The 13282-nt window shown below is 63.7% G+C and carries 14 protein-coding genes; 10 read left to right on the top strand and 4 right to left on the bottom strand.

The genetic code is table 11. The features are described from left to right. Positions 1-104: 104 nt before the first annotated feature. From AC1TQG_RS02530 to ahcY, 5 genes are read left to right on the top strand one after another with little or no spacing between them, the layout of a single operon-like run. Positions 105-1355 (top strand): alkane 1-monooxygenase, encoded by a 1251-nt coding sequence (locus AC1TQG_RS02530; RefSeq protein WP_482135370.1) that lies wholly within the window; start codon positions 105-107, stop codon positions 1353-1355. Continuing rightward, positions 1352-1519, top strand: a complete 168-nt coding sequence (locus AC1TQG_RS02525; protein WP_482135369.1) for a rubredoxin — start codon at positions 1352-1354, stop codon at positions 1517-1519. Before AC1TQG_RS02530 ends, AC1TQG_RS02525 begins: the two co-directional genes overlap by 4 nt. After that, positions 1520-1699, top strand: a complete 180-nt coding sequence (locus AC1TQG_RS02520; protein ID WP_482135368.1) for a rubredoxin — start codon at positions 1520-1522, stop codon at positions 1697-1699. Between the two features lie 35 nt (positions 1700-1734). Next, positions 1735-2394, top strand: a complete 660-nt coding sequence (locus AC1TQG_RS02515) for a TetR/AcrR family transcriptional regulator (protein ID WP_482135367.1) — start codon at positions 1735-1737, stop codon at positions 2392-2394. Between the two features lie 40 nt (positions 2395-2434). After that, complete coding sequence (gene ahcY / locus AC1TQG_RS02510; protein ID WP_482135366.1) at positions 2435-3910, top strand: adenosylhomocysteinase; 1476 nt, start codon at positions 2435-2437, stop codon at positions 3908-3910. Positions 3911-3995: 85 nt separating this feature from the next. Here ahcY and AC1TQG_RS02505 read toward each other — a convergent pair whose 3' ends face one another. From AC1TQG_RS02505 to AC1TQG_RS02490, 4 genes are all read right to left on the bottom strand, one after another. Then, the gene (locus AC1TQG_RS02505; protein ID WP_482135365.1) at positions 3996-4712 is read right to left on the bottom strand and encodes a hypothetical protein; all 717 of its coding nucleotides are present in this window, start codon (positions 4710-4712) and stop codon (positions 3996-3998) included. A gap of 43 nt (positions 4713-4755) precedes the next feature. Then, positions 4756-5577, bottom strand: a complete 822-nt coding sequence (locus AC1TQG_RS02500) for an Rv0361 family membrane protein (protein WP_482135364.1) — start codon at positions 5575-5577, stop codon at positions 4756-4758. A 191-nt stretch (positions 5578-5768) separates the two neighbouring features. Next, the gene (locus AC1TQG_RS02495) at positions 5769-6281 is read right to left on the bottom strand and encodes a nuclear transport factor 2 family protein (RefSeq protein ID WP_482135363.1); all 513 of its coding nucleotides are present in this window, start codon (positions 6279-6281) and stop codon (positions 5769-5771) included. Between the two features lie 116 nt (positions 6282-6397). Continuing rightward, the gene (locus AC1TQG_RS02490; protein ID WP_482135362.1) at positions 6398-7033 is read right to left on the bottom strand and encodes a dTMP kinase; all 636 of its coding nucleotides are present in this window, start codon (positions 7031-7033) and stop codon (positions 6398-6400) included. A 104-nt stretch (positions 7034-7137) separates the two neighbouring features. On the opposite strand from AC1TQG_RS02490, the gene mtrA reads away from it, so the two are divergent. From mtrA to hpf, 5 genes are all read left to right on the top strand, one after another. Continuing rightward, complete coding sequence (gene mtrA, locus AC1TQG_RS02485; protein WP_482135360.1) at positions 7138-7815, top strand: MtrAB system response regulator MtrA; 678 nt, start codon at positions 7138-7140, stop codon at positions 7813-7815. Next, positions 7812-9455, top strand: coding sequence for an MtrAB system histidine kinase MtrB (mtrB, locus tag AC1TQG_RS02480; RefSeq protein ID WP_482135359.1), 1644 nt, complete (start codon positions 7812-7814; stop codon positions 9453-9455). The genes mtrA and mtrB overlap by 4 nt, the downstream gene beginning before the upstream one ends. Positions 9456-9519: 64 nt before the next feature. Next, positions 9520-11289, top strand: a complete 1770-nt coding sequence (gene lpqB / locus AC1TQG_RS02475) for an MtrAB system accessory lipoprotein LpqB (RefSeq protein WP_482135358.1) — start codon at positions 9520-9522, stop codon at positions 11287-11289. A 132-nt stretch (positions 11290-11421) separates the two neighbouring features. Next, on the top strand, positions 11422-12120 hold the full coding sequence (locus tag AC1TQG_RS02470; protein ID WP_482137239.1) for a ComF family protein: 699 nt from the start codon (positions 11422-11424) through the stop codon (positions 12118-12120). A 395-nt stretch (positions 12121-12515) separates the two neighbouring features. Beyond that, positions 12516-13202 (top strand): ribosome hibernation-promoting factor, HPF/YfiA family, encoded by a 687-nt coding sequence (gene hpf / locus AC1TQG_RS02465; RefSeq protein WP_482137238.1) that lies wholly within the window; start codon positions 12516-12518, stop codon positions 13200-13202. The last annotated feature ends 80 nt before the right edge of the window (positions 13203-13282 follow it).

Genomic DNA, 13282 nt, shown 5'->3' with positions numbered 1-13282 from the left:
TTGTGAGTTGCCCGCTTTACAAATCTTTCTAGATGTATAGACAGGCGACTTCAACATCGGTAGTGTCCACAACAGGTTCTAGTTCGGAAGCCAGGAGGGTGATGATGAGCACTGCAGAATCGTCGACCGTCGAGCAGTCGGCGGCGCAATGGCGGGACAAAAAGCGTCACCTGTGGCTGCTGGGGCTCATCCCCCCGACGGGTCTCTTTCTCGCGACCGCACTGGTGGCCGGGTTCAATTGGCTGGGCGCAGACGTTGTTGCGCCCGTCTGGTGGTGGATCGGTCCGCTGCTCGTCTACGGTCTGCTGCCGATCATGGATCTGTTCTTCGGGCCCGACGGGCAGAACCCGCCCGAGGAACTGATGGAAGAGCTGGAGAACGACAAGTACTACCGCTATTGCACCTACGCGTACATTCCTTTCCAGCTCGTGAGTGTGGTCTTCGCCTGCTACCTGTGGACCGCGAGCGACCTGAGCTGGCTGGGGATCGATGGTGGCCTCGGGCTCGCTTCGAAACTGGGCATCGCCCTGACCGTCGGTGTCATGGGTGGCATCGGGATCAACACCGCCCACGAACTCGGACACAAGAAGGATTCGCTCGAACGGTGGCTCTCGAAAGTCACCCTCGCGCAGACCTTTTACGGGCACTTCTACATCGAGCACAACCGTGGCCATCACGTGCGGGTGGCCACCCCGGAGGATCCGGCCAGCGCCAAATACGGCGAGACCTTTTGGGCGTTCCTCCCGCGGAGTGTGTGGGGGAGTCTGAAGTCGGCCTGGCATCTCGAACGCACCCGCATGCAACGGCTGGAACGTCCGGTCTGGAACATCCGCAATGATGTCCTCAACGCCTGGTTGATGTCGGTGATCGGGTGGGGCGTCCTGACTGCGATCTTCGGCTGGCAGATCCTGCCGTTCATGGTCATCCAGGCCGTGTACGGGTTCGGGTTGCTGGAGACGGTGAACTACCTCGAGCACTACGGATTGCAGCGGCAGAAAACCGCCAGTGGTCGCTATGAGCGCGCCCGTCCGGAGCACAGCTGGAACTCGGATCACATCTGCACCAACATCTTCCTGTACCACCTGCAGCGCCACAGCGATCACCACGCCAATCCGACCCGCCGGTACCAGGTGCTGCGCAGTTTTGAGGACGCACCGGGTCTGCCGAGCGGCTACGCCAGCATGATCACGCTCGCGTATTTCCCGCCGCTGTGGCGAAAAGTGATGGATCACAGGGTGATCGAGCACTATGAGGGCGACCTGTCGCTGGCGAACATCGTGCCCCGCCGGCGAGAGAAGATACTCGCTGCGCACCGGCTGTCGATGCTCGGTGAAGCGAACGGAACCGTGAAATGAGCGCATATCGCTGCCCGGTCTGCGACTTCATCTACGACGAGGCGACCGGCGCGCCACGCGAAGGTTTCCCAGCCGGGACCCGATGGTCCGACGTCCCCGACGACTGGCCCTGCCCCGACTGCGGCGTCCGGGAGAAGATCGATTTCGAGGAGACGGTGGCGTAAATGAACTTCAAGTTGTACGTCTGTATGCAGTGTGGATTCGAATACGACGAGGCGAAGGGCTGGCCCGAGGACGGGATCGTCCCGGGAACCCGTTGGGAGGACATCCCCGACGACTGGAGTTGCCCGGATTGTGGGGCCGCCAAAGCGGACTTCTACATGGAGGAAGTCACCCGCACGTGAACCCCGTGGCCGACGCGACCGATACCCTGGCCGACATGTCAGAGGTTCCGGAACCCGCATCGGCCACAGTGGGCTCGGCTGTGCCAATTCCGTTCGCGCAGGCCACCAAACGATTGCTGCGCGGCAGTCTGCTCGACGGAATGCGAGAGTTGTTGCGGTCGAAGGACTGGTCGGCGGTCACGATGGCCGATGTCGCGGCCGCGGCCGGGGTCAGCAGGCAGACCGTCTACAACGAGTTCGGGTCCAGGCAGGGTCTGGCGACCGCGTATGCGCTCCGCCTGGCCGACGAGTTGGTCGACTTGATCTCCGATGCGGTTCTGGTCCACGAGGGGCAGACCAAAATAGCGTTGGCAGAGGGCTTTTCGGGTTTCTTTGCCTCTGTTGCCACGGACCCGCTGATCCAGTCGTTGTTGACAGGGCAGGCGAAACCGGATCTGTTGCGGCTGATCACCACCGATGCCGGGCCGCTGATCGACCAGGCCAGCAGCAGGATCAGCGAACTTCTGCAGCACAGCTGGGTCGGAGCCGACGAGACCGCGGCTGTGCGGATCGCTCGCGCGATGGTCCGGATGGCACTGAGCTATGTGTCGATGCCACCGGAAGCCGACCGTGATGTCGCAGACGACCTGGCCGAGATCTTCGAGCCGGTTGTCGATGCCGCAGCCGGGGGTGGCGCTCCTTCGGCCACGGGTTAGCCTGGTAGGCAATATCCAGTGGGACTTTGAGGAGTGGTATATGACATCGGTCCAGAACGGCACGCTCACCGCGGACAGCCGCAACGGCATCGACTTCAAGGTGGCGGATCTTTCGCTGGCCGAATACGGACGCAAAGAGATCGGCCTCGCGGAGCACGAGATGCCGGGTTTGATGTCGTTGCGTCGGGAATATGCGGATGTATTGCCGCTCAAGGGTGCTCGCGTCTCGGGCTCTCTGCACATGACGGTGCAGACCGCAGTGCTGATCGAGACCCTGGTGGCACTCGGTGCCGAGGTGCGCTGGGCGTCGTGCAACATCTTCTCCACCCAGGACGAGGCTGCCGCGGCCATCGTCGTCGGGCCTTACGGCACCGTCGACGAGCCCAAGGGTGTGCCGGTCTTCGCGTGGAAGGGCGAGAGCCTCGAGGAGTACTGGTGGGCTGCCGAGCAGATGCTCACCTGGCCCGGTGAACCGGCCAACATGATCCTCGACGACGGCGGCGACGCGACCATGCTGGTTCTGCGCGGCGCGCAGTTCGAGAAGGCGGGCGTTGTGCCTCCGGTCGAAGAGAACGATTCGGCCGAATACAAGGTGTTCCTGTCGCTGCTGCGTGAGCGTTTCGAAACGGACAAGACCAAGTGGTCGACGATCGCCGAGTCGGTCCAGGGCGTCACCGAGGAGACCACCACCGGTGTGCTGCGGCTGTACCAGTTCGCCGCGGCAGGCGAATTGGTGTTCCCGGCGATCAACGTCAACGACTCCGTCACCAAGAGCAAGTTCGACAACAAGTACGGCACCCGCCACTCGCTGATCGACGGAATCAACCGTGGCACCGACGTCCTGATCGGTGGCAAGAAGATCCTGATCTGCGGCTACGGCGATGTCGGCAAGGGTTGTGCCGAATCACTGGCCGGCCAGGGTGGACGCGTGCAGGTCACCGAGATCGATCCGATCAACGCACTGCAGGCGCTGATGGACGGCTATGACGTGGTCACCGTCGAAGAGGCGATCGGCAACGCCGACATCGTCATCACGTCCACCGGCAACAAGGACATCATCACCTTCGATCACATGAAGCAGATGAAGCACCAGGCGATCCTGGGCAACATCGGTCACTTCGACAACGAGATCGACATGGCCGGCCTCGAGTCGTCGAAAGAGGTCACGCGGATCAACATCAAGCCGCAGGTCGATCAGTGGATCTTCCCTGAAGGCAACTCGATCATCGTGCTGTCGGAAGGTCGTCTGCTGAACCTGGGCAACGCCACCGGACACCCGTCGTTTGTGATGAGCAACAGCTTCTCCAACCAGGTGATCGCCCAGATCGAGCTGTGGACCAAGAGCCACGAGTACGACAACGAGGTCTACCGGCTGCCGAAGGCACTCGATGAGAAGGTCGCCAAGATCCACGTCGAGGCGCTCGGTGGCACTCTGACCAAGCTCACCAAGGAGCAGGCGGAGTACATCGGCGTCGATGTCGAGGGTCCGTACAAGCCCGAGCACTACCGCTACTGAGTCTTCGGACCGCAAGGTACTTCTGAACACCTGAAATGGTGGGTACGGGCGAACGCCCGTACCCACCATTTTCGTTTCAGCCGTTTCAGCCGGTGATGATGTCGTCGTCGCCGCTGGTATCCGACGTCGGGCTCTGGGACAGGCTCGGACAGAACCGCCACTCGCCGTCTTCTTTCTTGAACGGCCAGGTGACGTCGCCGGTGTCCCGATCAATCGACATCACACCCTCGACCGTGCCGAGGGAGCCGTCCACAACCACATCCTCAACGTCGATGGACGCCGAAATCGGTCCGTTCTCGTCGAACAGATCCTGATATCCGGCGGTGGATTCTGTGCGTGAATCGGCCTCACAGGCCATCCGGTGCAGACCCACCGCGTCCTGGGTGTTGATCAGCTCGACGCGCTTCTCGGCCGCGGCCTCGAGGTCACCCTCATCGGCCGAGGCAACGGAACTGCTTGCGGTCGACGTGGCGGTGGATGGATCGGCCACCACACCCTCGTCGGTGTTGTCAGGGCCTGCCAGCACGGCCGCGGTGATCACCACGCCGACAACGACCACAACAACCGCGACGACCGCCCCGATGATCAGCCCGGTCGAGTTTCTCGGCGGACGCGGTGGCGGAGTACCCCATGAGCCGGAAGGGCCCGATTGCCCCCACTGCGGTGCGCCGTGACCCGGAGCCCATGATCCTGGTTGTGGTGGCGGGTACTGCGGTTGTAGGTGTTGCGGTTGTAGGTGTTGCGGATTGTGACGAGGATCGGGGTTCCCCCATCCCGATGGGCCCGTCGGCGGATAACTCAAGAATTCCTCCCCTGAGGGTTGACCGTGTTGTCAGATCCTGGTGTCAGATCTCGCGGGTGTCACAGATCTTCCAGGTATCCAGTCGATTCTCCATGGTGAACGTGAAGCGGCTTGTCTCGACCGGGCTCTGGTCGGCCGGGTCGACGTATGTCAGAGAAACCGTTGCCTGAGCGGTGTTGCCGTCGACCTCGATCCCGGTGATCGAATTCAGTTTCATCCCGTTCAACTGGACACCGGTGTCTGATTGGAGGTCGCGGATGATGTCCTGCTCGGCGCCGCAGGTGACCGACAGCGCGGTCTCCCAGTCGGCGTCGCTGAACGCGATCGTGTACGTCCGGATCGTGTCCTCGATCTGTTCTTCGGCCTGTGCCGTCGACGATTGTGATGACGTTGTGGTCAGTGGTCCGGAGTCGACGATCGGGTTGGCGTCCTCGTCGCCGCCGAGGGTCACGAACAGGACGACCGCGAGTACCACCACAAGCACTGCAGCGGCGGCGATCCCGGCGATCCACGGTGTTTTGCTCGGTGGTTTCGGTCCTTGGGGTGGGGGGCCGTACCCGGCCGGTCCGGCCCCAATCGGTCCGGCCGGTCCTGCAGGTGGAGGCGTCGCGCCGGCGCCGTACTGATCAGGTCGGTACTCGGTGGTCGGCTCGTACCGGGGTTGCTGGTTCTGGCCCCAATCGGCCCCGGCGCCCGGCGCCCCGCCCCAAGTGGGTTCGGGCCCGGCCGCACCACCCCAGGTGGGTTCGGGCGGCGGCTGATCGCCCTGACCCGGTTGATTCGGTCCGCTGCCCGGGCCCTGGCCCCAACCCTTGTCGTCCTGGTTGTCGCCGGATCCGTATGGACCGTTGGGTGGTTGCGTCATCAGGGCCTCCGGGTGGGATCAGGGCAGGCAGAATCAGGGCAGGCCGGATCAGTACAGGGCGTGGTTGAACCGGTGGGATTGCTGACTGCGAACACTACGTCGGGAGGCCCGTGCCGAACACCTTCGACGATGCCCTCCGTCGATCGGATCACCCGGTCGTCGATCATCTGTTTCAGAGGCGAATCGGGCGATCAAAGATATCGCGTGGTCTGTTGCGGATCGTTCTGTTGGCACATCTTCCAGCCGGTTTCCTCGCGCTTGAAGTACGAGACGGCCTGGGGCTGTGTCGACAACGCCGGGTTTTCGGCGCCGATGACGGTCAGCGTGATGCTTGCGGTCGCCAGATCTGCCGGTGGTGAACCGATGAACCGAATGTCGGTTATCTGGGCTACAGCGATGGTGCTGCCGACGTCTGCGGGACCCAGACCCTCGACAATCTGCGCGCCGATCGGTCCACTCTCGGCGCAGTAGGTGAGTTGCAGGGCGGCCGCGTCGCGGTTGTTGAGGGCGGTGATCTGCTGATGCACGAGTTCTTCGATCTGCTCGGCATCACTCGTCGGGCCGGTGCGAAGACCGAAAGCCAGCCAGAGGAGCGCGATGTTGACCACCAGCACACCTGCCGCGATCGCGACGGTGGGGCGGACGGGTATCGGCGGGATGGAGTGGGATCCGCCGTGGCCGACATGGATCGGGAGATGAATCATCAAACCTCCCATCAGTGCGACTACACCTGACGTTAGTGATCTGGCGTCGTCGATCCGTGAACGTCACGGTCAGCGTTACGGTCTCTTGATGGGGTTGTGACCAAACCCGGCCGGTTTCAGATGGAGATGAGCCGATCGGCCAGGGTTGGGTCGGGTTCGGAACCAAGTCGTGACCACGGTGACATCCAGCCGCGCTCGGCCAGGCCGCGGTACACCAGCGCGGTGCGTTCCTGTAGATCGTGATCGCGTTCGTAGTGGTCCCGGCTGCGCGTGATGTCGGCCTCGGCACGTGACTTCGCCCGGCCGATCGCGAGCTCGGTTGGGACGTCGAGCAGTAGGTGGTGGTCGGGCACGGCCAGACCGAACCGCCCGAACTCGAGGGTCGTCACCCACTCGACCACGTCGCCGTCGGCAGCCTCGCCGAGTCGGGCCGCGCTATAGGCGGCGTTCGAGGCGACATACCGGTCGAGGATCACGGCGTCGTTGGCGGACAACAACTTCCGCAGCTCGGCGTCGGCATCGCGGCGATCGAGCGCAAATAGCAACGCCATTGCGTTCACGCTGGACCGCAGATCACCGTGTTCGCCGTGCAATGCCTCCGCGGCGATGTCGGCGGTCACTGATTCTGAATACCTTGGGAAGGTCATGGTTGCAACGCGATAGCCCTCTGTGGCCCAACGGTTTACGAGACCCGTGACCAAAGTGTGTTTACCGGCGCCGTCCAAGCCTTCTACTGCTATCAATACGCCCACACCAACGAGCGTAACCGTCGGGGGACTGCTGGCGTTGCAGCCGGGCCGTGGCGAAGTCGGCGCGTCAACCACACATTGCAACGATTCGGTGACACGATGTTGCAATGAAACCCAGGATTCTGGTTGTGGACGATGATGCGGCATTGGCGGAGATGCTGACCATCGTGTTACGCGGAGAGGGGTTCGAGCCCTTTGTTGTCGGCGACGGCACCCAGGCCCTGACGGCGGTCCGGGAGATTCGGCCCGATCTGGTTTTGCTCGACCTGATGTTGCCCGGCATGAACGGCATCGACGTGTGCCGGGTGTTGCGTGCGGATTCCGGTGTGCCGATCGTGATGCTGACGGCGAAGTCGGACACCGTGGACGTGGTCCTCGGGCTCGAGTCCGGTGCCGACGACTACATGATCAAGCCGTTCAAGCCCAAGGAACTCGTCGCCCGGGTGCGCGCGCGGTTGCGGCGCACGGAGGATGAACCCGCCGAACTGCTGGCCATCGGTCCCATCGAGATCGACGTCCCGGCGCACAAGGTCACCCGCGAAGGCGGGCCGATCTCTCTGACACCGCTCGAGTTCGACCTATTGGTGGCGTTGGCGCGTAAACCACGGCAGGTTTTCACCCGTGACGTGCTGCTCGAGCAGGTATGGGGTTACCGGCATCCGGCCGACACTAGGCTGGTCAACGTGCACGTGCAGCGCCTGCGGGCCAAAGTTGAAACAGATCCGGAGAACCCTGAGGTCGTCCTGACCGTGAGGGGGGTCGGCTACAAGGCCGGACCGCCGTGATCGGACGCCCGCGGCGTCGCATCAACGGGACCTTCGGACCGGCGATGCGTCGGGTGGGCTCGGTCGGCAAGTACGTCGGCCAGGTGTGGCGTCGATCGCTGCAGCTACGAGTGGTCGTGTCGACCCTTGTGCTGTCGTTTGTCGTGGTGTTGATCCTGGCGTTTGTGCTGACCAGTCAGATCACGGACCGTTTGCTCGACCTCAAGCTCCAGGCCGCCACCGAAGAACTCGAGCGCACCCGTCTGGCCGTCGAGCGTGATCTGTCCGGGGCCGACTCGGATGCGTCGTTGCTCAACCGGCTGCGCCAGACGCGATCCATCCTGACCGACCGGGGCATCGATTCCGGCGACAGTTCAGGTGTGGTCGGTACGTTCGACACGGTGTTGCTGGTGCCGAGTTCGGGCCCGACCGGTCCGACCGGTGTCGGGCCGATCGGTGAGATACCCGAAAACCTTCGCCAGATGGTTCAGGGCGGCCAGATGGCGTACCGGTATTCGTCGGTCACCGGGTCGAACGGACAGCAGAACCCGGCGCTGATCATCGGCACTCCGACCAACACCGACATCCCCGGCCTCGAGCTCTATCTGGTTTTTCCGCTGACCAACGAAGCGAGCACCGTCGCCCTGGTCCGCGGCACGATCTTCACCGGTTTCCTGGTGCTGCTCGGTCTGTTGGCCGCGATCGCAATCCTGGTGTCCCGCCAGGTGGTGATCCCGGTCCGTTCCGCGTCGCGGATCGCGGTTCGCTTCGCCGACGGCCGGCTCAAGGAACGAATGCCGGTCCGCGGCGAGGACGACATGGCCCGATTGGCGATGTCGTTCAACGACATGGCGGAAAGTCTCTCGAAACAGATTTCCCACCTCGAAGAGTTCGGTGGGTTGCAACGGCAGTTCACCTCCGATGTCTCCCACGAACTCCGAACGCCGTTGACGACGGTCCGGATGGCAGCCGATGTCCTGTTCGAGAGTCGAGAAGAGCTCGAACCGGTTCTGAAGCGATCCGTCGAATTGCTCGACATGGAGCTCGAACGGTTCGAGACCCTGCTCGGCGAACTGCTGGAGATCTCACGCCATGACGCCGGTGTTGCCGAGTTGTCGGCCGACAAGCTGAACATGACCATCCCGATCGACGCCGCGGTGAAGACTGTCCGGCATCTCGCCGAAGAGACCAACACCGAACTGATCCTCGATCTGCCGGACGAACCGGTCATCGCCGAGGTCGACCCGCGCCGGGTCGAGCGAATCCTGCGGAACCTGCTGGCCAACGCCATCGATCACGGCGACCAGAAGCCGGTGACACTGACCATGCGAACCGATGGCGACGCGGTGGCGATCACGGTGCGTGATGGGGGCATCGGTCTGCGGCCAGGGGAGGAGAAGTTGGTGTTCAATCGGTTCTGGCGTTCTGATCCATCTCGATTCCGCAGGTCCGGCGGCACGGGCCTGGGGCTGGCCATCAGCGTCGAGGACGCGCGACTGCACCAGGGCCGTCTCGAGGCGTGGGGCGAACCGGGCAAGGGTGCATGCTTCCGGTTGACCCTGCCGCTGGTTCGCGGCCACAAGGTGCTGGGGAGCCCTCTGCCACTCAAACCACCTGGTTCACGCCGCGCACCCCGTGATCCGGGGCCCACCGATGAGTGAGGTCCAGCGCAGTGAGGTTCAGCGACATATGGCAGCAGGACGAGCAAGGCGTGTGCAGGTGTCGATGAGTGGTGTGAGACATCGTCGCGCCGGTCGACGCAGACTGTATGCCGGGGTGATGGTGATCCTGGTGTCGCTGTTGTCGGCCTGTGTCTCGATCCCGAACAACTCCAGTCCGCAACCACTCGGTTCGCTCGAGCGCCAACCGCCGAGCACCAACATCCCGACACCGAGCCCCGGGATGGACCCGGAGTCGCTGGTCCGTAGCTTCCTCAAAGCGTCGGCGCAGCCGGGTTCCGGTCACCTCGCAGCGCGACAGTTCCTGACCCAGGACGCGTCGGACTCGTGGGACGACCAGGGCGGTGCCCTGTTGCTCGACCAGATCAACGTCCTGAGCGACAAACGTACAGACGACACGATCACCGTCCGCGTCAACGGGGAAGACACCGGTGAACTCCAACCGAGCGGACAACTGATCCCGAGTTCGGGGCGCATCGAGATCCAGTTGTCGTTGATGCGGGTCGACGGGGAATGGCGGATCAACGGGCCATTGCCTGCCGGTGTCCTGATGGACCGCGAGCAGTTCGAGATATCGTACCGGCCGCACGTGCTCTACTACCCGAGTTACGACGACCAGCACCTGGTCGCCGATCCCCGCTGGTTCTACACCGGCGGAGACCAGTTGGCGGACCAGCTGATCGGGCTGCTGATCGCCGGACCCGTCGACGATCTGCGCGGTGCGGTCATCAACGAGTTCCCGGCCCGGTCTTCGTTGCGCGGCTCGATCGAGTCGCTCAGTGGGGGCGGTATCCGGATCGATCTGGTCGGTCTCAATGGCTTGGGCGGTGCCGAACGTAACCGCCTGGCGGCGCAGATCATCTGGACGCTCAGTGACGCCGACATCAGTGGTCCGTATGTGATCGACGCCGATGGTGCGCCGCTGAACGAACGTCACGCAAACGGCTGGCAGACGAACGATGTGGAGTCGCTCAATCCGAATCCGCCCGCCAGTCCCGTCGGCCTGCACGTCGTGGAAGGTGGTTCGTTCCAGATGGTCGTGGACGACGCCCTGACCCCGGTTCCCGGCACGTTGGGGGAATCCCGGAATCTGGTCTCCGCGGATCTCTCGGCAGACGGTGGGCGGGTGGCGGTGGTGTCGCAGAACCCGGCACCGGGTCCGGCGCCTGCACTGGCGCTCTCGATCGGTGATTACGGTGCAGGCGTGACCCCGGTCATCGAGGGCGGCACGATCACACGGCCCTCGTTTGCCGGTGATTCTCAAACGGTGTGGGCGGTGGTCGACAACACCCGGGTCACCCAGGTCACGCAGATGTCGGGCAACAGTCAGGTCACCGAGCGGGAAGTGGACTCGTCGGCGATCCGTGCGGTCGCACAGGGCCCGATCACCGAATTGCAGGTTTCACAGGACGGTGCCCGCGCCGCGCTGATCGTCGGTGGACAGGTGGTGCTCGCGATCATCGAGGACCGGGCCGACGGCAGACTGCTGCTGGCCAACCCGCTCGGGGCCGGGGCCCTGAACATCGTCGGCGCGGTGTCGCTGGACTGGCTGAGCAGCGAAGTGTTGGTGGTCGGCCGCAGCTCTGCCGAAGGGCCGGTTGTGCAACTGCGGATCGACGGAATGCCACCTGGTGCGCTGCCCAGCGGCAACCTCACCCCGCCCGTGACGGCGGTGGTGGCGAGTCCGTCGACCATCTTTGCCGCCGACAGCCGCGGCGTCCTGCGCCTCGGTGGTACCAGCGACGAACCGGACCAGTACTGGAGCGAAGTTCCTCCGACGATGGGTTTGTTGGCGATACCTGTTCTGCCGCATTAGATTCGGCCGCATCGGGTTCTGGCGGACCAGATCCGCGATACCTGTGGACTGCGTGGCGAACTGTGCATGATCCTGCTGCCCGAGGCCCGCGGGTCGGCGCCGGTTCCGGCGTTCACGGCATCATTTCCGACCATGGTCGAGCGGGTGTGGCCGGCACTGGTGGATCTGGTGGTCCCGTTGCACTGCGGTGGATGTGCCAGACCCGGGACCCGGTGGTGCCGGGCGTGTGCTGCCCAGATCGCCGATGCCCCGATCGAGGTGCGGACCCGGGTGGGCCTATCGATCCCGGCATACGCATTGGGGCGGTACACCGGCGTTCGCAGGCAGGCGATCCTCGAGCTCAAGGAGCGTGGCCGCAGTGACCTGGCCGTTCCGTTGGGCCGGGCCGTCGCCACCGGCTTGCTCGCCCTCGATCGGTGGTCCGAACTGCCCAACGCGGACCGGCTGGTGTTGATCCCGGCGCCTACCCGGCCGATGTCGGCGCGTCGTCGCGGCGGCGATCCGGTGACGGCGATCGCCGTTGCCGCGGCCCGGTCGTTGGGTGGTGGGGCATCAGGTGGCGCGGTGACGGTGACGCCGATGCTCGCCACCTCGATGTGGGCGCGTGATTCGGCACGACTGTCGGCCGGGCAGCGGAGCGACAACCTGCACGGCGCGATCAGGCTCCGCCGAAGTGTCGGTACGGGCGCCGCGGCAGCTCACACTCGCGACGCCGCGGTGGTCCTACTCGATGATGTCTTGACGACGGGCGCAACCGCGGCCGAGTCCGTGACGGTTCTCGCCCGTGCCGGAGTCGAGGTGCACCTCGTTCTCGTCGTTGCCGCAGCGTGAATCGTCGGCGGGTCCAGGCCCGACATTTCCCACGCCCGGCACTTCCGCCGAAACGATTTGGTGGCCAAAGTCATTCAGATATTCCGAAAGTCGGCGTATTGGATTATCCGGTCAAAGCGCCGATGAACGGCCGGAGGCGAATATGTGGCGAACAGTTGGCCGGAGGACTACGGTCAAAGGTGCGTCAGTTAGCCGCACAAAGGTTGCCGAAGCAAGTGGTGGCCGGGGGGAGGTGAGAGCCCAACTCATAGACCGGTTGCCTGAGCGTGTGCGCTGCGGTGGCCGGGATCTCTAGTTCACCGATCCAGGAGGTATCGCAAGTGACGACAAGCGTCGGCAAAGTAGCCGTTTCCGAATCTGAAGAAAGCACAGATTCCAGCACGAGTCCCGACACCATCACCCGAACCGATCCGTTTGATCCGGGCATCTACGTCCGAACCGATTCGTCCGATGAACTCTCCCGCCCTGACGCCGAAGTGCAGGTCAGTGGCCGTAACGTTGAAATCCCCAACCACTTCCGCATACACGTGATGGACAAACTGTCCCGCGTGGAACGGTTCGACCCGACGATCTTCCGATTTGATGTCGAACTTCACCACGAGCGAAATCGACGTCAGTCCAAGATCTGCCAGCGACTCGAGATCACCGCGGTTGGCAAAGGCCCGGTGGTTCGAGGAGAGGCCTGCGCAGACAACTTCTACGCCGCACTCGACGCCGCCCTGGCAAAACTCCAGTCGCGGCTCCGCCGGACCAAAGATCGTCGCAAGGTCCACCACGGACTGAGAACGCCCATATCCGTCGCCGAGGCCACGGCCGCGTCCGATCCGACGCTGAACGGCCAGGCCCCGGATCGCCAGAGCGACGAAGACCGCTGGGCCGCGGAGAATCCCGAGTCAACCGGTCCAGGACACATCGTCCGCGTCAAAGAGCACCCCGCTGTGCCGATGACGGTCGACGACGCACTCTACGAGATGGAACTGGTCGGGCACGACTTCTTCCTCTTTCATGACAAGGAAACGGACAAACCAACCGTCGTATACCGCAGGCATGCGTTCGACTATGGCTTGATCCGGCTCGCCTGACGCTCTTGATCGGCCCCACTCAAAGAGCGGCGGGCAGCTCGAATTGCCCGCTCTGAAGGCGCGGCCGAAAGCCTTGATTC

It is taken from the genome of Williamsia sp. Y844, from assembly GCF_056786475.1.
Note: the sequence above shows the minus strand (reverse complement) of the source record. Positions and strands in the feature narration are given on the sequence as shown.